Genomic DNA, 20468 nt, shown 5'->3' on the forward strand with positions numbered 1-20468 from the left:
AGCATGAAGTTGAAGATAAACAACTGTCGCTTCATGAGGTGTGAAGAGAGGGCTCTAAGAGTCCGAACTTAGTACGCCCCTATGGGGCGGAAAACAAAGCCGCCTTCTATGAAGGCGGATTTTTACTATCACTTAATCGCTGGATCTGGGTGAATCTGAAAGCGGCGAATAAACTTAAAGCGCAGGGAACACGGGCAGAGGAGGAAAGCGTCCCGCGCCACGGATGGCGCGGGCCGAGCGGCCAGGGATGGCTTAAGCGCCTTTCCGATCTGACCGTGTTCCCTAAGCATTTTCGAACATACCGCTAACCAAACCCGACGTACCAAAAAGGCCGCTTTCGCAGCCTTTTATGATGCGAATAAAAGAGCTGGCTCAGGAAGCATACCCCCTGCGCAAAGACGCAAACCGCCATCCATGGCATGCTCAGCGCAGACGATTACGCAGCTTTGTTATAACGCTTCCAGCCTGCTGCGACGTTTGCGCTCACGCATAAACAGGGTCACGAGACCAAACCACAGCACGCCGCTGATAAAGTTAATCAGACAGAACCACAACGTGCCGCCGCTGAAGTAGCCACTTTTCGCCAGTTCAATTCCCACCGCCAGCGTCAGAATACTGATCATCCCCAGCATTGCCGCCACGCTGCCTTTGCCTTCGTCGCTGGCGTAAAGCGTCAGGCGATAGAGTCCGGCATTCACCATCCCCGCGCCAAAGGCGTAAAGGCTCAGGCCAGCCGTGATGAGCAGATAACCGTGGCTGTTGAGCAGGCTTGCCAGCAGCGCCAGGCTCAGGCCAATCAGAATCGGCCAGGCGGCGAACTTCACCGGCTGTTCAATCGGCACCCGTCCGGCCAGCTTACTCAGCGTCAGGTTACCGGCAATCATCGCCAGAAACACCGGCAACTGCAGCAGGGCATACTGCATGCGAGACAGACCTTCGTCATGCATCAGGATCACCGGTGACAGAGCGACCCAGGTGAGGATGGGGATAAACACCAGCCCGATAGCAAATGATCCGAACATCACCAGCCGGTCTTTCATCAGTCGGCCATAGTTACGCGCCAGATTCGGCAGGGCAATGGAGTGACTGCGATCGCCTGCAGTTTCGGGCATTACACGCCACAGCACCACCAAAGCCACCAGGCTGCAGGCGGCAAACAGCCAGAACATACTGCGCCAGCTGGCCACGGTGAGCCAGGCGGCACCGGCCAGTGGGCCTGCCAGCGGAGCCAGCAGCGCTACGTTGGCCATCAGCGCCATCATGCGCACCGCCAGCGCCTCATCAAAGGCTTCCTGAATCGCGGCATAGCCGACCGCGCCAATAAAGCAGAGACTGATGCCCTGAATAAAGCGCAGGCTGACAAATTCTTCAATCGAACTGACCCAGTGGGTCAGTATGCAGGCGACGGCAAAAAACAGGATGCCGGAAAGCATCACGGGTCGCCGGCCAAACTTATCGGAGAGTGGACCCAGCAGCCATTGCAGCACCACGCCACCAATCAGGTAAGCGGTCAGTGACGTAGATACCCATTCCGGGCCAACAGAGAACTCGCTGGTGACGATCAGCATGCCGGGCTGAATCATGTCGTGAGCGATATAGGTCGCAAACTCGAACAGCACTAACGCCAGAGGAAAAAGTAAAATTCGGCCGGTAAGCTGGCTGATGGGCTGGAAACGGGGCATCTTGCCTCCTTGTCAGAAAAGAAAACGCGACTGGCAGGCAGTCGCGTTGTTAATTCTACACCGACAATGTAGACGGGGGCGCAATTAATCCACGCGCAACACTCGAGTCGTGTTGGTGGTGCCGGTGGCACCCATCACATCACCCTGCGTCACGATGACCAGGTCGCCAGATACCAGGAAACCTTTATCACGCAGCAGGTTAACCGCGTCGTGTGCGGCCGCGACACCGTCATTGTTACTGTCGAAGAACACCGGCGTCACACCGCGATAGAGCGCGGTAAGATTGAGCGTGCGTTCATGGCGAGACATCGCAAAGATCGGCAGGCCCGACGTGATACGTGAGGTCATCAGCGGAGTACGGCCCGACTCAGTCATGGTGATGATCGCAGTAACGCCCTGCAGATGGTTTGCAGCGTACATGGAAGACATGGCGATCGCTTCTTCAACATTGTCGAACTGCACATCCAGACGGTGCTTGGAGACGTTGACGCTTGGGATTTTCTCTGCGCCCAGGCAGACCTTCGCCATCGCCGAAACGGTTTCTGCCGGATACTGACCCGCTGCGGTTTCCGCAGAGAGCATCACGGCATCGGTACCATCCAGCACGGCGTTCGCCACGTCCATGACTTCTGCGCGGGTTGGCATCGGGTTCGTGATCATCGACTCCATCATCTGCGTCGCCGTAATGATGGTGCGGTTAAGCTGACGTGCACGACGAATTAATGCTTTCTGAATGCCGACCAGTTCCGGATCGCCAATCTCTACGCCCAGGTCGCCACGCGCAACCATCACCACGTCTGATGCCAGAATGATGTCATCCATCGCTTCCTGGCTGGCAACCGCTTCGGCACGTTCCACTTTAGCGACCAGCTTAGCGTCACAACCCGCTTCACGCGCCAGACGACGCGCCAGATTCATATCTTCGCCACAGCGTGGGAAGGAGACGGCCAGATAATCGACGCGGATCTTAGCGGCCGTGATGATGTCTGCCTTGTCTTTTTCGGTCAGCGCTTCAGCTGACAGGCCGCCGCCCAGCTTGTTGATGCCTTTGTTGTTCGACAGCGGGCCGCCCACGGTGACCTCGGTGAAGACTTTCGTATCCTGAACTTCCAGCACCTTCAGCTGTACGCGGCCATCGTCCAGCAGCAGGATATCGCCCGGCACCACATCTTCAGGCAGACCTTTGTAGTCGATACCGACGCGCTCTTTATCGCCTTCGCCTTTACCCAGGCTGGCATCCAGCAGAAAACGGTCGCCGATATTCAGGAAAACTTTGCCTTCTTTGAATGTCGAAACACGAATTTTTGGACCCTGAAGGTCGCCGAGGATAGCCACGTGGCGGCCCAGTTTTGCGGCAATCTCACGCACTTTATCGGCACGTAGCTGGTGGTCTTCTGGGGTACCGTGAGAGAAGTTGAGTCGTACAACGTTCGCACCGGCAGCGATGATTTTTTCGAGGTTATTATCACGATCGGTGGCCGGGCCGAGGGTTGTTACGATTTTGGTTCTTCTGAGACGTCTTGACATCGAGGACTCCGTAAACATTTAAGCGTGTCCGGGTCTGTGGACACAGCATGGTTATCTATTCTATACGATCGACGGGTTGTGATACGACTCACATTGTAAATGTGATGTTAATTTTTTTGCTGATCACTCTCTTCCCGAATGGTGTTCTTTTCGTAACGCGACGCTTTCAACGCCTCTTTCACGCGTTTCAGGTTTTCCCGGAAGGGGGCACCCCGTTCCAGGGTAAAACCGGTCGCCAGCACATCGATCACGGTTAACTGCGCCAGGCGCGACACCATCGGCAAATAGACATCCGTATCTTCCGGTACATCAAGCACTAAAGCTATCGCTGCTTCATGGGCAAGGGGTGAATCGGGAGAGGTGATGGCAATAACGGTGGAACCGTTTACACGGGCCAGGCGAGCCAGTTCTACCATATTTTTTGTGCGTCCAGTATGCGAAATGAGAACAAAAACGTCACCGGCTCGACTATTTATGCAACTCATGCGCTGGATCACAATATCGTCCGACCAGATAACCGGCAGGTTAAAGCGCAGGAATTTGGTAAAGGCGTCATGCGCCACGACCGCGGATGCCCCCAGCCCGAAAAAGGCGAGTTTGTCGGCCTGCGCAAGCAGGGTGACGGCCTGTTGCAACTGCGTGCTGTTTAGCTGATCGCGCACCCGCTGCAGTCCAGCCAACGCCGAGTCGAAGATCTTATGGCTGTAGTCCTCCACACTGTCGTCATCCTCCACACCCCGGCTGACCCAGCTGCTGCTTTTCACCAGGCTCTGCGCCAGCTGCAGTTTAAAGTCAGGAAAGCCGCGGGTACCCAGGCGATGGCAGAAGCGGTTTACGGTGGGTTCACTTACGCCGGCAACACCTGCCAGCGTCGCAATACTGGAGTGCATCGCCGTCTGGGGGGCAGCCAGAATCTGCCGGGCGACTTTCTGTTCCGCTTTGCTCAGCGCAGCGAACTGCGCCTCAATTTTTTCCAGCATATTCATAAGCCGATGACCATTATCGCTTTTATCAATTTCAATTATCACTGTCGCAGGAGCCGATTAACAGCGACTATATCGCGTCAGCACCCGGCAAGCGCAACGGCTGGCAAGTCTGACACCCCTTTTTTCGGGATACTTTGACCGGTGCCAGATTTTTCTGACACCCGCAGACACAGAAAAAACCGGCAATCCGCACGTGTCATCACACGCGTTTAGCGCATCCGGTACAGAGTTAATGCGGTAGACCCGGCGAGTCGGTTTACCTGGCGCGGGGAAAAAAGTACATTGTGCTGAAAGAAAATAATAACCTGGACCCGGTGGCAGAGGATGCATCACCACCGGACTATCCTGCAACGAGGAGAGGAAAATGGCGGTAACACAAACAGCCCAGGCATGCGATCTGGTGATTTTCGGTGCCAAAGGCGATCTTGCACGCCGTAAACTGTTGCCTTCACTGTATCAGTTAGAGAAAGCGGGTCAGATCCACGAGGAAACCCGCATTATTGGTGTCGGCCGTGCCGAGTGGGATAAAGCGGAATACACCAAAGTGGTACGTGAAGCGCTGGAAACCTTCATGAAGGAGAAGATTGACGAAGCGCTGTGGGACAAACTCAGCAATCGTCTCGACTTCTGCAACCTCGATGTTAATGACACCACGCATTTCCCGAAACTGGGCAAGATGCTGGATCAGAAAAACCGCACCACCATTAACTACTTTGCGATGCCGCCGAGCACCTTTGGCGCGATCTGTCAGGGACTGGGCACCGCGAAGCTGAATGCGAAACCGGCGCGCGTCGTGATGGAGAAGCCGCTGGGTACCTCACTGGAAACCTCTCAGGAGATCAACGATAGCGTTGGCGAATATTTTGATGAGAGCCAGGTATTCCGTATCGACCACTATCTCGGCAAAGAGACCGTGCTTAACCTGCTGGCGCTGCGCTTTGCAAACTCTATCTTCGTAAATAACTGGGATAACCGCACCATCGACCACGTGCAGATTACCGTGGCCGAAGAAGTAGGAATCGAGGGCCGCTGGGGTTACTTCGATAAAGCGGGTCAGATGCGTGACATGATTCAGAACCACCTGTTGCAGATTCTGACCATGATCGCCATGTCACCGCCGTCCGATCTCAGCGCCGACAGCATCCGTGACGAAAAAGTTAAAGTGTTGCGCTCGCTGCGCCGCATCGACCAGACCAACGTGCGTGAGAAAACCGTACGCGGTCAGTACACTGCGGGCTTTGTTCAGGGTAAAAAAGTGCCGGGCTACCTGGAAGAAGAGGGAGCCAATAAAACGAGCGCTACGGAGACTTTCGTCGCGATTCGTGTTGATATCGACAACTGGCGCTGGGCAGGCGTGCCGTTCTACCTGCGTACCGGTAAGCGTTTACCGACCAAATGTTCTGAAGTGGTGGTCTACTTTAAAAATCCTGAGATGAACCTGTTCAAAGATTCTTACTCAGAGCTGCCGCAGAACAAGCTGACCATTCGTCTGCAGCCGGACGAGGGCGTGGATATTGAGATCCTCAACAAAGTGCCTGGCCTCGATCACAAGCACAAGCTGCAGACTACCAAGCTGGATCTGAGTTACTCCGAGACGTTCAACCAGTCGCACCTTGCCGATGCTTACGAGCGTCTGCTGCTGGAGAGCATGCGCGGTATCCAGGCGCTGTTTGTGCGTCGCGATGAGGTGGAAGCCGCCTGGACCTATGTCGATTCCATTATCGAAGCCTGGGCAGCGGATGGTGACTCTTCCAAGCCGTATCAGGCTGGCACCTGGGGCCCGGTGGCCTCGGTAGCGATGATCACCCGCGATGGCCGCTCGTGGAACGAGTTTGAATAATCGCAGTGATGATGAAGCCCGCAACGCGGGCTTTTTTTTGCCTTTGCACCGGGCCAGCGGATACGACTAAAACTGAACTGCTGTTTCAAAATCGGCGCAGGAGGATAGACGCTCAGGAAGCGGATCATGTATGGTAGTGACGCAAATTACAGGGCAGGAGCCGATGCTCCATGACCGGGCCACAATCCCGGTGTTATCAAGCAAGGGGAATTGATGAAAAACTGGAAAACGAGTGCTGAACAGATTCTGACCACCGGACCTGTGGTGCCGGTCATCGTGGTGAATAAACTGGAACACGCTGTGCCGATGGCGAAAGCGCTGGTGGCAGGCGGTGTCAGAGTGCTGGAAGTGACGCTGCGCACGCCCGTCGCGATGGATGCATTACGTGCGATGATCAAAGAAGTGCCGGATGCGATAGTCGGGGCAGGAACGGTGATTAACCCACAGCAGTTGCAGGAAGTGACTGATGCCGGTGCGCAGTTTGTTATCAGCCCTGGCGTCACAGAATCGCTGCTGAAAGCGGCGGTTGAAGGGCCGGTTCCGTTGATTCCGGGCATCAGCACCGTTTCAGAGTTAATGACCGGTATGGACTATGGTCTGCGCGAGTTTAAGTTTTTCCCGGCAGAAGCGAATGGCGGCGTGAAAGCGCTTCAGGCGATTGGCGGACCTTTCCCGCAGGTGCGTTTCTGTCCGACTGGCGGCATTTCTCCCGCCAACTACCGCGATTATCTGGCGCTGAAAAGCGTTCTCTGCATCGGCGGTTCCTGGCTGGTGCCCAACGACGCGCTGGAAGCGGGCGATTGGGATCGCATCACCCGTCTGGCTCGCGAAGCTATCGAAGGCGCGAAGTAAGTCATGGCGGTGAGCGTCTGCTCACCGCACACCTTTATCCCTGAACCGCAACCGCCGCTGCGCTTGCCACTGCACGCGCAATAGCCTGCGTGGTGCTGTCACCGCTGGCCAGCGCCACGCCCAGGCGACGCTGTCCGCTGATCTCCGGCTTCCCAAACAGCCGAAGTTGCAGACCGGCCCCCAGTGCTGCTTCGACATTCACAAACTGCACATTCTGGCTGGTCAGTTGCGGCAGGATAACGGCAGATGCCGATGGACCATACTGACGAATCCCGCCAATCGGCAGACCCAGGAATGCCCGCACGTGCAGCGCAAACTCTGATAAATCCTGTGAAATCAGCGTCACCATGCCGGTGTCGTGAGGACGGGGTGATACTTCACTAAACACCACCTCATCACCGCAGACAAACAGCTCAACGCCAAACAGGCCATAGCCGCCCAGCGCCTTCACCACCTGCGCGGCAACATCCTGCGCCCGCTGCAGCGCCAGGTCACTCATCTGCTGCGGCTGCCAGGATTCACGGTAATCGCCATCCTCCTGACGGTGACCAATCGGCGCACAGAAGTGAATGCCATCAACGGCGCTGATGGTCAGCAGGGTAATCTCAAAATCGAAGTTAACAACGCCTTCGACGATGACGCGACCGGCACCGGCGCGGCCACCCTGTTGGGCATAATCCCAGGCTTTCTCCAGCTGGCTGGCGTCGCGGATAAAGCTCTGGCCTTTGCCGGATGAACTCATCACCGGCTTTACAATGCACGGGAAGCCGATCTCTGCGGCGGCTTCATCGAAGCGCGCCTTGCTGTCAGCAAAGCGATAGCCAGAGGTCGGCAACGACAGCTCTTCAGCCGCCAGGCGACGAATGCCTTCACGATTCATGGTCAGCTTTGCGGCGCGGGCGGTCGGAACCACGCGCTGGCCCTGCTGCTCCAGCTCAACCAGCGTATCTGTGGCGATGGCTTCAATTTCCGGCACCACAAAGTCTGGCTTCTCTTCGGCAATCAGCGCAGCCAGCGCTGCGCCATCCAGCATATTAATCACATGACTGCGATGGGCGACATGCATCGCCGGGGCATCGGCGTAACGATCAACTGCGATGACTTCCACACCCAGACGCTGACACTCCAGCGCCACCTCTTTACCCAGTTCACCTGAACCTAATAACATTACACGCGTCGCCGCCGGACGCAGCGCTGTTCCGAGAGTCGTCATACATTCCCCTAAGCAGTCAAAATTCGCGCGCCAGTATAAACGAAAACGTTTGCGTTCTCATCTTTCGTCCATCTGACACTGCTTTTTGCCGTACTTTTCCCGCTCTGACGTTTCCTGACATCCTTTTGGTCAGGATATCGGGCTGACATCTCAAAAAGGAGTGGATGATGAACAACTGGTTGCAACAGATTCAGTCGGTGCTGACAAAGAAGGGCGGTGAAGGCAAATCGGGCGGCGGCTTAAGTGACATGCTGGCACCGGGTGCGTTGGGCGGTCTGGCCGCCATGCTGGTCTCCAGTAAGTCTTCACGCAAACTGCTGACAAAATATGGCGGTAAGGCGCTGATTATTGGTGGTGGTGCGGCCGCAGGTGCGGTGCTGTGGAACAAATACAAGCAGCGGATCAGCGAAGCGCACCAGAATGAACCTGACTTTGGCGTGGCCAGGACGCCAGTCGATCAGCGCGCTGAACGTCTGGTTACGGCGCTGGTGTTTGCCGCCAAAAGCGACGGACACATCGACGATCAGGAACGTGCCGCTATTGAGCAGAATATTCATCAGTCCGGTTATGGCCAGGATGCAGAACAGCTGATTCAGAAAGCGATGAACCGCCCGCTGGATCCGCAGTGGCTGGCCGCCGATGTAAAAAATGAGGAAGAGGCGCTGGAGCTTTATTTCCTGAGCTGTGCCGCTATCGACGTCGATCACTTTATGGAACGCAGCTATCTCTTCGCGCTGGGTGACGCGCTGAAAATTCCACAGGACGTCCGCGACGGCATCCAGCAGGATATTGAGGCTGAAAAAGCCCGTCTGACGGCCGGTTAATCCTTTCTAAAGTCCGCTGACAGATCACAGGACGTGACTCGTCAGCGGCAGCTTCTCTCGTCATACCTGGCTTCCGGCTGCTGAAGTGTTACGCTTACAGATCATTACGTTCACGGAGACGGATGGATGAAAGCACCCATCGCAAAAAAAATTCCCCATGAGATGACGCTGCATGGTGAGACGCGCGTTGACGACTACTACTGGCTGCGCGACGACAAACGTGAAAACAGCGAGGTTCTTGATTACCTGCGTGCCGAAAACAATTACGGCAAAAAAATCATGTCATCGCAGCAGCCGCTGCAGGACCGGGTTTTAAAAGAGATTATCGATCGACTGCCTCCGGAAGATCACTCAGTGCCCTATGTGAAAAACGGTTACCGCTATCAGAGCCGCTATCAAAGCGGTAATGAGTATCCGGCTTATTACCGCCAGCCTGCGTCGAGTGAGGAGTCTGGCGAGTGGATCCTGCTGCTGGATGCCAACCAGCGCGCCTCGCACAGCGATTTTTACACGATGGGCGCGCTGCACATCAGTCCCGATAATCGGGTGATGGCGCTGGCCGAAGATTTCCTGTCGCGACGCCAGTACGGCATCCGGTTCCGCAACCTGGAGAGTGGCAGCTGGTATCCTGAAGTGCTGAGTAACGTCTCATCGAGCTTCGCCTGGGGCAACGACTCCCGCACCCTCTACTATGTGCGGAAACATCCGCAGACGCTGCTCTCTTATCAGGTGTGGCGACATGAACTGGGTATGCCGCAGTCGGAGGACAAGCTCGTCTACGAAGAGCAGGATGACACCTATCATCTCAGCGTGCACAAGAGCACCTCCAAGCAGTTCATCATGATTGCGCTCTACAGCACCAACACCAGCGAAATTCAGCTGATCGATGCGAACTTCCCCGATGCGCAGCCACATGTCTTTCTGCCGCGCCGTCGCGATCATGAATACAGCATCGACCATTACGAACATCAGTTCTTCATTCGTTCCAACCGCGAAGGCAAAAATTTCGGTCTCTACCGCAGTCGTTATCTGGATGAGTCACGCTGGGAAACGCTTATCCCGGCACGGGAACAAGTGGTGATGGAAGATTTCCAGCTGTTCCGTGACTGGCTGGTAGTCGAAGAGCGGCAGCGCGGCTTAACCAGCCTGCGTCAGATTAACTGGGCCAGTGGCGAGACCAGCGGCATCGCCTTTGACGATCCGACCTATGTAACCTGGCTGGCCTACAATCCGACGCCGCGCACCAGCAAACTGCGCTACGGCTATTCGTCGATGACCACGCCGACCACGCTGTTTGAACTGGATATGGATACCGGCGAACGCCGTATCCTGAAGCAGAGCCAGGTTAAAGGTTTTAACGCGGAAGATTACAAAAGCGAGCACCACTGGATCAAAGTCAGCGATGGCACTGAAGTGCCGGTGTCGCTGGTCTATCACCGTAAACATTATCAGCCCGGTCATAACCCGATGCTGGTCTATGGCTACGGCGCTTATGGCAGCAGCATGGATGCCGATTTCAGCGTCAGCCGTCTGAGTTTACTTGATCGCGGCTTTGTCTATGCGCTGATACAGGTGCGCGGCGGCGGTGAGCTGGGGCAGCAATGGTATGACGGCGGTCGCCTGTTGAACAAAATGAACAGCTTTACCGACTTTATTGAAGTCACGGATGCGCTGGTGACTCGCGGCATCGGCCACCCGGAACGGCTCTATGCGATGGGGGGCAGTGCAGGCGGTCTGCTCATGGGCGGAGTGATTAATCTGGCCCCTCAACGGTTCCACGGCGTCGTGGCGCAGGTGCCGTTTGTGGATGTGGTCACCACCATGCTGGATGAGTCGATTCCGCTGACGACCGGTGAGTATGACGAGTGGGGCAACCCCAACGATCCTGAGTACTACCACTACATCCGCCAGTACAGCCCCTATGACAACATTGAGGCGAAAGCTTATCCCCACCTGCTGGTCACCACCGGCCTGCACGACTCACAGGTGCAGTACTGGGAACCGGCCAAGTGGGTGGCGAAGCTGAGATCGATGAAAACGGATAACAACCTGCTGCTGCTTTGTACCGATATGGATTCCGGTCATGGCGGCAAGTCGGGACGTTACAAAGCCTACGAGGGCATCGCGATGGAGTATACTTTCCTGCTCGGACTGGCGCAGGGCACCCTGCCGCCAGCTCAGGATTACTGAGACTCCGACAGGTATTTATTCAGCGCCTGCCGCAATGGCGGGCGCAGATCGCTGACATTATTCAGTACCCACTTCAGGTAGCCTGGATCCTTTCTCGCAATCACCGCAATCGCCTGGCCGCGGTATTTGCCGAACGGCAGAATGTCGTCGCGCTGGGCCGCCGGTTGTGAACGCACAATCATCTCAGAAGCACCCCAGCCAGAGACCTCCATAATGCGAATCAGGAGCGCCGCTGTGACATAGCAATCATAGAGCGCCCGGTGGGCATGCAGGTCAGCGGGCGGCGTGACATCCAGCTTCAGCGAATGACGGAGTGCCTGGTTGCCATATTTAATGCCCGGCCAGAGCTGGCGCGCCAGCTGCATGGTGCAGATCCATTCACCGTACATTTCCGGCAGCATCCGGCGATCAAAGCTGGCGTTATGGGCCACGTAGAAAGCACTGCCGTAATAGCGCGGGATCGCCTCTTCAATGGTCGGTTTACCGGCGACCATCGCTTCGGTGATGCGATGCACCGCCATCGCCTGACGGCTGATAGGGCGGTCGGGCAGGGTGAGATCGCTCATCGGATTCACAATCTGACCGTTGACCACATCGACGGACGCGACTTCCACCACGCCGCCCTGCAGACCGCAGGTTTCGGTATCGATAACGCGGAACATCATTGCTTCATCTTCGGTTCATAAGGAAGGCGCGACAGGCTGAGTGACGCCTGGCGGTATTGCATCAGGCGCTGGCGAAACCAGTCACGCAGCGCTTCGGGTTGCTCCTGCGCCACCATTTCGGCGACGACCGGCATGTTATAGCGCTCTTTGAACGCCACGCCCGCTGCCGCTAAATCGACATTGATCTTGTCTTTCTCTTCCTGGGACAGCACGGCAAGGTTATGGCTCATAATATTCTCCTGACGATAGCCGGCAAAAGTAATGTTTTCGGCGGTATGAATCAAGGATAAGGATCGCATCGCTGGCCTCGACAGTGCCAATACAGCAGCGTATCCTTTTGCCACGTTTATCGCCCTGGCGGCGGTTAAAAGGATGATATTATGCAGAAAAAACCCATTTCCCGCAGGGTTATTGCGCTGGCGGCAACCGGACTGATGGCATTCAGCTCGCTGGCCGCAGCACATGCTCATCTCCAGTCTTCCGCACCCGCAGCTAAAGCGCAGGTGACGACATCCCCCGATGCGCTGACGCTGAACTTCAGTGAAGATATTGAAGCGGCATTCAGCGGCGTTAATCTGCTGGACAATGCACAGAAACCCGTTGAGACGACCAAAGCCCGCGTTGAAGCTGACCAGAAAAACCGGCTGATTGTCGGCCTGTCTCACCCGCTGAAAGCGGGCAGTTATCAGGTCAACTGGCACGTGTTGTCGGTGGATGGACATAAAACCGCAGGAAGCTATCGCTTTAGCGTGAAGTAAGTCTGTGGCCACCCTCTGGATCCTGCTGCGCGGACTGCATTTCGCCGCCGTGATGCTGCTGACAGGCAGCGCCTGTTACAGCGCACTACTGGCACCAAAACGTTATCGACCCCTGCTGGCGCGACGATTAAATCCGCTGGTGAAGGGGAGCGCCTGGCTGGCGCTGCTGAGTGCGCTATTGATGCTGGCCTGCCAGAATGTGCTGATGAGCGGTGACAGTACCAATCTTGCCGATTTAGACATCTGGCTGGCGGTGCTCGACACACATTTTGGTGCGGTGTGGCAGTGGGAAATCATTTTCGGCGTTATGGGCATTGTCGCGCTATTACTGACCGGAAAGCTGCGTCAGCAAATGTTACTGCTGGCAGGCGTGTTGCAACTGGCCTGCATGGCCCTGATTGGTCATGCCGCGATGCGCGATGGAGTGCCCGGTCTGCTTCAGCAGATCAACCAGGGGATGCATCTGATTGCAGCGGCGTTCTGGGTGGGTGGATTACTGCCGCTGCTGCTGTTGATGCGCGAGGCGCGCCAGATTGATCGCCGTACTGACGCGATTCGTACCATGATGCGTTTTTCGCGCTATGGTCACCTGGCGGTAGCGTTAACGCTACTGAGCGGTGTGATAAATAGCGTGATGATCGCAGGCTGGCCACTGATGTGGCACGATTCACGCTACATTGTATTGTTACTGTGCAAAGTACTGCTGGTGGCCCTGATGGTGCTGGTGGCGCTGATCAATCGATACTGGCTGGTGCCGCGCTTCCGCCTGGCGGGCAGCGGGACGCAGCAAAAATTTATCCGCATGACGCAGCTTGAACTGCTGCTGGCGTGTGGCGTGGTTGGGCTAGTGAGCGTATTTGCTACGCTGTCACCAGCCTGAATGTAGTTTAAGAGAGAAAAGGGTAGTTATGTTGCTGAAGAAAGTGATCCCCGCAATCCTGTTGTTATCCGTATGCGGCCAGGCGCTGGCGGCACAAATCATTACCGTCAGCCGCTTTGAGATCGGTAAAGAGAAGTGGCCGTTTAACCGTGAAGAAGTGATGCTGACCTGCGAGAAAGACGGTGCGATGTTCGCCATCAACCCGAGCACACTGATGCAATACCCGCTGAACGACATCGCCGACCAACTGTTCAAAAACAAGCAGGTGAAAGCACAGCCGATCAGTGTGATTCAGGCCGAAGACAAAGCGCATCCGGGCCAGATGATGAGTCTGCAGCCGATTGTTGAGCGCACTCAGGCGCTGTGCGGTAAATAAACCTCCCGGGTGCAGCCTCGCGCTGCGCCCAATCCACGATTTTTTGCCGTTGCGATCACAAACTGATCCGGTTTATGGCCCTGATCCCTGCGTTTGCTGGCATTTCTACCGCGCTGTTCTAACCTTAAATTGCAAGGCGACACTGCCTTCATAAATGCCAACTTTTAGCGCACGGCTCCCTGAGAGCCATTTCCCTGGACCGAATATAGGAATCGTATTCGGTCTTTTTTTGTTTTTACGATTTATAAATTTTTACGGTGATTGTTACTAACTATCCTGAAATCATAATATCCATTCCATACCATTACGTATTTCTGACCGCTCATTCCGCGCACTTCGGCAAATACCTCCCATCTATGTATCCGGGTCATTACGTTGGTTAAAATCTTCATGACAAGCATGCCGTTATTTATTTTGATGACGGGGACACAGTTACGATAATCAATCATTCGGTGCCCATTAAGTGAAGGTCTGTTCAGGGACACTACTCGTGCAGAGGAATGCATGACTTTGTACTTAGCTGTCAGACGGATGGGGAGCTATCGGAGAATGATTGTTTTATCATCCTGTGGCACAATAAAGCAGCTATTATCATAAACGAGGGATCGAGAATGATTTCAGGCACAGCAGCAAAACAGGAACCCGGACGTTACTACACATTTGAGTCAAGACTGCCTCACGGCGTTTTTTTTGAGATTCGCCCCGGCCATTTGCCCCGAAATGCCAGGCCCGTAACAGATGAAACCAGCGGTATGTGTATCGGTTATTCGGTCGCACAGGCTCCGGGGTTGTGGCAGATTTATGATGTTGAGGGGCGTTTTGTCAGGCTGGAAGAAGCGCCACTTGAAACACCTCTGATTGATCCCACGGATATTGCCCTGTTTGGCTTGGGTATTTTTCGTATCCTGCGTACAGGGCGGGTGCTGTTTGAATCAGGGGCACGTGCCGCTATTTATGCGAAGCTCAGTCAGTCCACTATATCCTTTCTGCGCAGCAGACTTAAAGTCGGGCTGCATGCACGCAACCTTAAAATGACTGAGGCTGCTGCAAAACACATGCATGAACCGGGGCGCTATGTCCCTCTGCAAATTCAGGAAAGAGCGATTCGCTATGGCAGGCGGATGGCAGATCCCCGCAAAGGTGAAGGTATGTTCAGATATGAGACCAGAATGTTTAAACTACGCTTTAATAAGCAAACAATGGAATATGAATATAAAGAATACACACTCGAAGTCGTCGTGCGTGAGTCAGACTGGACGATATCGCATTTTAAATACATGGACTAACTGACTGGAAAACTTGTATGTTTGATTTACGCAATGAAGATTTCACATTTGTGATTTCTCCTTTTGAAAGAATCTCAGACGATGAGGCCGACCCGGTTGGGCATCTATGGGACTGGATCCAGTCCTGGATTGAGTTCTCTGTTAGCGGCCTCAAAATGCAGTTTCAAACTGAATTTACCATCGGCGAACTAAAGATTTTAAAGGATGAGTTTTTCGAACATTACCAGGCAATCATCTCGCAGCGTGAATTAAAACCTTTTAATTTTCGCAGCGAACGCGGCCAACTCAATATGGTTATCAGAAAAGCGACGGGTAAAGATGGTGTTATAGTGGAGTTTGATATTCGCCCGGAACCACATGCCGACAGCGTACAGGTTAAAGGTGGTTTTGGCCTTGATGAAAGCTATTTCCCAGACATTTTGAAGCGACTAGATGAAATGATCCAATGGCAGAATTAAGCCCTGGTTGTTTATCATTTTGTATAAAACTGCCGGGCGGTGGCTTATTCAGACCGGCTTTTTGGCCATTTAAAACATGGAGTTCCTGTAAGACTAACCGCCTGGACATTTTACGCGTATTTTACATTCTGAAAGGATGTTCTTTTAGATATTCTTTATCCTTGCAAAACATTGATGTCAGAATGGCTATGACACCCTGTCAGGAAGATGCTGTGGATAATACTGATGGAGTGTCGAAGTTGCATTTTATGGGGAATGGCTAAAATGAAGGAAGTCATACTGTGGCTGATAAAATCTTTTTCTGATTGTGTTTTTTAGCAGTCATGGTGACAGGCTTATATTTTATTACACAGTTTATTCCTGAGCATGTGGCGCTTCCTTGCTTGGTATGGATAATCGCTGTTTCTTATGTATATGTGAAATTTTATTCAAGATGTTAGTTGAATTGGTGTTTCGAAAAGAATACTTAATTTATCCTGATAAAACCAATTATAAATAATGTGCTTAAAAAGAGTTTTTGGCTGCCATTTAGCGATTATATCAACGGGATACCTCTGATTGAAGCTAACAAAGCCTATCCGTTCATGAGATTCACTATCAGTCTTAAATTCTCAATTCTCAATTCTCAATTCTCAATTCTCAATTCTCAATTCTCAATTCTCAATTCTCAATCGCCTTACTACTGCCAGCACAACCGTAGAAAATAGCCTTCCTACACGCCAACTCCACCCCAAAATTGACCTCAATCAACCTCTCCCAACATCCTCCCCAGACCCCTCACCATGTTTACCCACCGTATAAAAACTCAGTCGTAACCTGCCCCGGTGATATTCAACCAGGATCTGTTATGTTCTTAAAAAAAGTTATCCCATGTGTAATTGTAGCGCTGGCAAGTGCCGCAATGTCAGGCTGTGTGATGGCTGATGGGGGTCATCATCGTGGCCCATCTTCTGACTGGCATCGTCATCATGAAAACCGGCATAACGACACCAGCTGGAGTCAGCATGCCGGACCTGCTGCGCCAGCAAACAATGCTTCTCAGCATATGGGACCGCCGCCAGCGCCGGATAGTGCCGCACAGCATATGGGGCCGCCACCCGCTGACAGTGGCATCCACCGCTGGCACTCTTAAGACCGTTTGAGCAAGTAGTACGCAATCATATGAAGCGACAGGGGGCTTTATTGCCCCTTTTAACGCGCAATCTTTACCTGACTAAAATCGTACCGTAAGCGCGCTTTATCCGTCCCCGACAGAGAATGAGGAAGCGTTGCCGCTTAACAACACCATCCTGCGTCTTCACCTCAAAAACCGACCCCACTCGCAAAAGTCACAACAACTCTCGCAGCAAGCACCTAAACCTTACCTGTCATCTTGTCATCATCTCCGTTTGGCTTATTCTTAATCTCCAGTCAAAAGGAGGAACGTTTATGAAAGCGGCAATTGCTAATAGTGAACACCAGGTTGAAGTGGTTGAGAAGACGCTGCGTCCTCTCAAAACCGGCGAAGCGCGGCTCAGGATGGAATGCTGTGGTGTATGCCATACCGATTTACATGTGAAGAACGGTGATTTTGGTGATAAGACCGGCGTCACGCTGGGCCACGAAGGGATTGGTATTGTCGAGGAGGTCGCGCCGGATGTCACCTCGCTCAAGCCGGGCGATCGTGCCAGCGTCGCCTGGTTCTTCAAGGGCTGCGGACACTGTGAATACTGTAACTCCGGTAACGAAACGCTCTGCAGGGACGTCATCAATGCCGGTTTTACCGCCGATGGCGGCATGGCTGAAGAGTGCATCGTCGTTGCAGATTACTCGGTCAAAGTTCCCGACGGGCTTGATCCCTTTGCCGCCAGTAGCGTCACCTGCGCCGGTGTCACCACCTACAAAGCGGTAAAAGTATCAGAGGTCAAACCGGGGCAGTGGCTGGCAATTTATGGTCTTGGCGGACTGGGAAATCTCGCGCTTCAGTATGCGAAAAACGTCTTCAACGCCAAAGTGATTGCAATTGATGTCAGTGACGGACAGCTGGCGCTGGCGAAAGAGATGGGAGCCGATCTGGTCGTCAACTCTGCCAGCGAAGATGCGGCACGCTTTATTCAGGAGAAAACCGGTGGGGCACATGCTGCTGTCGTCACAGCCGTCGCCAAAGCGGCCTTTAACTCGGCGGTGGACGCGGTCAGAGCCGGAGGTCGGGTCGTAGCAGTCGGACTGCCGCCGGAAGCAATGAGCCTGAATATCCCGCGACTGGTACTTGATGGCATTCAGGTGGTGGGATCGCTGGTCGGAACGCGCAACGATCTGGCTGAAGCTTTCCAGTTTGCGGCAGAAGGCAAAGTGGTGCCGAAAGTGACCAAAAGGAAGATTGGTGAGGTTAATGCCATCTTCGATGAGATGATTCACGGCAAAATCCGCGGCAGGATGGTGATCGATTTTACCGGTCAGTCTGCCAGTTAGAACCTAATTGAGCGTCACTAAGGCCCGCGCATTGCGGGCTTTTTTATGCCTGCACCGCCTGTTTCTGCCATGTGAATGCCTTAACGCCTGTTCGCCACAAACATTAATAAGCTCTGCTTTATGTTTCATTGTGTGATTTTCACTTGCACTTTACCGGTAACATTATAGTTTATGAGGGGAAGGCATGATTACACACAACCGAAGGAGGGTTATTTATGGCGAAGCATCACTTAATTAAATCCATTGAAATTGCTGCAATTGTACTGTTTGTCCTGATACTGGCGTATCTGGCTGTGACCGGTCTGATGTCATCAACGGGCATGGATCACGCCTGGCCTTATCCCACTAAGTAACTAGGTGCGGCACCAGGGAAATTATAAATAATATAAATAGATAACCTTTCCCCTCTCGAATGGGATAAACCCCGCTATCGCGAGGTTAATCAGAGGTTACACCAGACTTACTGACAGCAGCGTCAGCTCTTCAGTTTCCAGCGACAGGCTTTTTTTGGTTTCGAACATAAAGGTTTCAAGCGCCTCTTCAACATCATCGCCTTCTATAAAAGCGTGCGTCGTAACATGATTTTCACCTTTTGGCTTAATCACGTAGGAAACAAACCACTTCTTCTTTTCCATGATGCTTTTCCTCTTCTGAAATTGGTAATGCCTCGTGGCGATAATGCCTTAACAAGCCGTTCTTTCGCAGGATCCTCAGCGGAACCTGCCTTTAAACGCAGCGTGGCCGACAAAGGCTAATCAAGCGGGGCAGGATGCAGCAGGTCAATTACGTCATCGATTTCATTGCTGGCTGCGTGGCGATCCAAGGCAACCGCGTAGTAACGTCCCTTACAGTAGTGCTTCGTGACCGCCACCCGATGGCCCGTATCGCTGTCAGCTTCACCGCCGTTCGGTGTTTGCAGATGGGGCGGGATTACCAGCTCACTTTCAAGTTGTTCTGCTTCAATGATCACCGCGCCACCGTCACTGGATAGCAGCAGATGCTGAATGCTCATGTTCTCTCCTTTGCATCAGATTGCTAACCGGGAAAGTGTAGTTCACCTCAGCAGGCGTGCTGACGAGAGCGCGTAATCAATGCCTGTGGAGGGCTGATTAACGGCGTCAGAGGCAATAAAAAAGCCCCGAGAGGGGCTTTTAAGAAATGAGTGGTCTGAAACTTAGCTGGTCTGATCGGCCAATTTCGGCTTCAGCATGCGTTTACCCATCTGAATGCCGGGCTTCTCAACATACTTGTAGAGTAAAGAGGCCAGCGCATAGGTCAGTGGAATAGCAGAGACGCAGACGATCAGGAAGCGTGTCGCGTCGCTCTTAAACTCAAAGTCAGTATGAGTGAGCAGCTGGGCGATCAACGGGATCACAATCAGCAGGTGCAGCAGGTAGACCGAAAACGAGACGTCGCCCAGCCATGTGCTGAGTCGGTTGTTCAGTAGCTTACGCGGCAGGGCAATCAGCTGAGCCATCATGCTGCTCTGCGGGTATTGCCACAGAATCGCCGCCATACCAACGATCATCAGCGCCTCCATTATCACCTGCAGTTTGATCGCGTCCATGCCAATCGCCACGGTGACGACCGGGCCGAGCAGCGCATAGCCGACATAGAGCAGGGATTTACGGCGAATCGCTTCGGCCAGCAGCATTCCTGCCAGGAACATGTTCAGCTTAATCAGGATCATCGAAGGCATCTCAAACGCCTCATAATAATCGGCCAGCACATACCGACCGGCGCAGCAGAGCGCCATGATGCCAATCAGCGAGGCGGCATAACCAAAGCGCAGCGTAACCAGCATGATGAACGGGAACAGCAGATAGAACTGCATCTCCAGCCCGATACTCCAGTCTGGCAGCACGGTGTTAAACCCATACTCGGGCAACATGCCGAACAGGAAGCTGAAGTGAGTCAGGATGTTAGCCAGCGACTGGTCGTTGTAACGCGACGACTCCGTGGCGGTGCCGGAATAGAAATGCGCAATGGTGTCACGCATCTCACCAAACCACGGGCCATAAATCAGGGCAATGATTAACAGCAGATAGTAGAGCGGAGCGATACGGAAGAAGCGGCGGACCCAGAATTTCTTAATCGTCTCCGCGCTCTGCCATGGCTCTTTCTGCTGGCGCTCGACGTAGTTTTTCGCCATCAGATAACCCGATAACAGAATAAACAGGTCGACCCCGATGCCCGGTGATGAAATCAGCGTGATATGGCAATGAACCAGTAAGCTGATATGGCCAACCAGTACCCAGAGAGAGGCAATGCCGCGTAATCCTTCCAGCTCCGTTGACCAACCTCGTGTTGCAGACATAACTTTTCCTCGTTTTTATCCGGCTTTTGGCGCTCACTAAGCCTTAAGGCAAAAGATATGTAAACGGGCCTTTACAAAAGTAAGAAGATTCCGAGCACGGAGATAAGGAAAAAATCAACTGCAAAAGGGCGGGAAAGCACGCAAAGGTAAGGGCGTACACGCG

The 20468-nt window shown here is 53.6% G+C and carries 21 protein-coding genes; 12 read left to right on the top strand and 9 right to left on the bottom strand.

Annotated features, from left to right (window positions below):
* Positions 1-449 precede the first annotated feature (449 nt).
* The 3 genes from F3I20_RS19955 to F3I20_RS19965 form a co-directional block, all read right to left on the bottom strand.
* Positions 450-1682 (bottom strand): MFS transporter, encoded by a 1233-nt coding sequence (locus F3I20_RS19955; RefSeq protein ID WP_150015320.1) that lies wholly within the window; start codon positions 1680-1682, stop codon positions 450-452.
* 84 nt (positions 1683-1766) lie between these two features.
* Complete coding sequence (pyk, locus tag F3I20_RS19960; RefSeq protein WP_013358162.1) at positions 1767-3209, bottom strand: pyruvate kinase; 1443 nt, start codon at positions 3207-3209, stop codon at positions 1767-1769.
* A gap of 107 nt (positions 3210-3316) precedes the next feature.
* Positions 3317-4195 (bottom strand): MurR/RpiR family transcriptional regulator, encoded by an 879-nt coding sequence (locus tag F3I20_RS19965; RefSeq protein WP_190285951.1) that lies wholly within the window; start codon positions 4193-4195, stop codon positions 3317-3319.
* A gap of 364 nt (positions 4196-4559) precedes the next feature.
* Here F3I20_RS19965 and zwf point away from each other — a divergent pair, with 364 nt between their 5' ends.
* Both zwf and F3I20_RS19975 read left to right on the top strand, forming a co-directional pair.
* Positions 4560-6035: a glucose-6-phosphate dehydrogenase gene (zwf, locus tag F3I20_RS19970; protein ID WP_033732917.1), complete on the top strand. Its 1476-nt coding sequence runs from the start codon at positions 4560-4562 to the stop codon at positions 6033-6035.
* A gap of 213 nt (positions 6036-6248) precedes the next feature.
* Positions 6249-6887 carry a bifunctional 4-hydroxy-2-oxoglutarate aldolase/2-dehydro-3-deoxy-phosphogluconate aldolase gene (locus tag F3I20_RS19975; protein ID WP_150015321.1) on the top strand — a complete coding sequence of 213 codons (639 nt, stop codon included), beginning with the start codon at positions 6249-6251 and terminating at the stop codon, positions 6885-6887.
* Between the two features lie 34 nt (positions 6888-6921).
* On the opposite strand, the gene purT is transcribed toward F3I20_RS19975, so the two are convergent.
* Positions 6922-8100, bottom strand: coding sequence for a formate-dependent phosphoribosylglycinamide formyltransferase (gene purT / locus F3I20_RS19980; protein WP_150015322.1), 1179 nt, complete (start codon positions 8098-8100; stop codon positions 6922-6924).
* 167 nt (positions 8101-8267) lie between these two features.
* Between purT and F3I20_RS19985 the strand changes: the two genes are divergently transcribed.
* Positions 8268-8924 carry a tellurite resistance TerB family protein gene (locus F3I20_RS19985; RefSeq protein WP_150038286.1) on the top strand — a complete coding sequence of 219 codons (657 nt, stop codon included), beginning with the start codon at positions 8268-8270 and terminating at the stop codon, positions 8922-8924.
* A 126-nt stretch (positions 8925-9050) separates the two neighbouring features.
* Entirely contained in the window at positions 9051-11114 is a 2064-nt protein-coding gene (locus F3I20_RS19990; RefSeq protein WP_150038280.1) for a prolyl oligopeptidase family serine peptidase, read from the top strand.
* Here the strand turns inward: F3I20_RS19990 and exoX are convergent.
* Both exoX and F3I20_RS20000 read right to left on the bottom strand, forming a co-directional pair.
* The gene (gene exoX, locus F3I20_RS19995) at positions 11108-11776 is read right to left on the bottom strand and encodes an exodeoxyribonuclease X (RefSeq protein ID WP_033783311.1); all 669 of its coding nucleotides are present in this window, start codon (positions 11774-11776) and stop codon (positions 11108-11110) included. The genes F3I20_RS19990 and exoX overlap by 7 nt on opposite strands.
* Positions 11776-12009: a DNA polymerase III subunit theta gene (locus F3I20_RS20000; protein ID WP_033733020.1), complete on the bottom strand. Its 234-nt coding sequence runs from the start codon at positions 12007-12009 to the stop codon at positions 11776-11778. The genes exoX and F3I20_RS20000 overlap by 1 nt, the downstream gene beginning before the upstream one ends.
* A gap of 150 nt (positions 12010-12159) precedes the next feature.
* Between F3I20_RS20000 and copC the strand changes: the two genes are divergently transcribed.
* From copC to F3I20_RS23985, 8 genes are all read left to right on the top strand, one after another.
* The gene (gene copC / locus F3I20_RS20005; protein ID WP_150038279.1) at positions 12160-12537 is read left to right on the top strand and encodes a copper homeostasis periplasmic binding protein CopC; all 378 of its coding nucleotides are present in this window, start codon (positions 12160-12162) and stop codon (positions 12535-12537) included.
* 4 nt (positions 12538-12541) lie between these two features.
* Positions 12542-13417 carry a copper homeostasis membrane protein CopD gene (gene copD, locus F3I20_RS20010; protein ID WP_150038277.1) on the top strand — a complete coding sequence of 292 codons (876 nt, stop codon included), beginning with the start codon at positions 12542-12544 and terminating at the stop codon, positions 13415-13417.
* 28 nt (positions 13418-13445) lie between these two features.
* Complete coding sequence (locus tag F3I20_RS20015) at positions 13446-13793, top strand: YebY family protein (protein WP_013358153.1); 348 nt, start codon at positions 13446-13448, stop codon at positions 13791-13793.
* A gap of 611 nt (positions 13794-14404) precedes the next feature.
* Entirely contained in the window at positions 14405-15079 is a 675-nt protein-coding gene (locus tag F3I20_RS20020; protein WP_223813118.1) for a hypothetical protein, read from the top strand.
* Between the two features lie 17 nt (positions 15080-15096).
* On the top strand, positions 15097-15537 hold the full coding sequence (locus tag F3I20_RS20025; RefSeq protein WP_150015038.1) for a WapI family immunity protein: 441 nt from the start codon (positions 15097-15099) through the stop codon (positions 15535-15537).
* Between the two features lie 847 nt (positions 15538-16384).
* On the top strand, positions 16385-16669 hold the full coding sequence (locus tag F3I20_RS20030; RefSeq protein WP_150038203.1) for a hypothetical protein: 285 nt from the start codon (positions 16385-16387) through the stop codon (positions 16667-16669).
* A gap of 296 nt (positions 16670-16965) precedes the next feature.
* Complete coding sequence (gene adhP / locus F3I20_RS20035) at positions 16966-17988, top strand: alcohol dehydrogenase AdhP (RefSeq protein ID WP_150015034.1); 1023 nt, start codon at positions 16966-16968, stop codon at positions 17986-17988.
* A gap of 215 nt (positions 17989-18203) precedes the next feature.
* Positions 18204-18341 carry a hypothetical protein gene (locus F3I20_RS23985; RefSeq protein ID WP_190286173.1) on the top strand — a complete coding sequence of 46 codons (138 nt, stop codon included), beginning with the start codon at positions 18204-18206 and terminating at the stop codon, positions 18339-18341.
* Positions 18342-18437: 96 nt separating this feature from the next.
* Here F3I20_RS23985 and F3I20_RS20040 read toward each other — a convergent pair whose 3' ends face one another.
* The 3 genes from F3I20_RS20040 to F3I20_RS20050 form a co-directional block, all read right to left on the bottom strand.
* Complete coding sequence (locus F3I20_RS20040) at positions 18438-18623, bottom strand: hypothetical protein (RefSeq protein ID WP_150015032.1); 186 nt, start codon at positions 18621-18623, stop codon at positions 18438-18440.
* 116 nt (positions 18624-18739) lie between these two features.
* Complete coding sequence (locus F3I20_RS20045) at positions 18740-19000, bottom strand: hypothetical protein (RefSeq protein ID WP_150015030.1); 261 nt, start codon at positions 18998-19000, stop codon at positions 18740-18742.
* Positions 19001-19162: 162 nt separating this feature from the next.
* Entirely contained in the window at positions 19163-20305 is a 1143-nt protein-coding gene (locus F3I20_RS20050) for an acyltransferase family protein (RefSeq protein ID WP_150038202.1), read from the bottom strand.
* Positions 20306-20468 lie beyond the last annotated feature (163 nt).

The organism is Candidatus Pantoea gossypiicola, assembly GCF_008632075.1.
In the GTDB taxonomy this organism is placed as follows: Bacteria; Pseudomonadota; Gammaproteobacteria; order Enterobacterales; family Enterobacteriaceae; genus Pantoea; species Pantoea gossypiicola.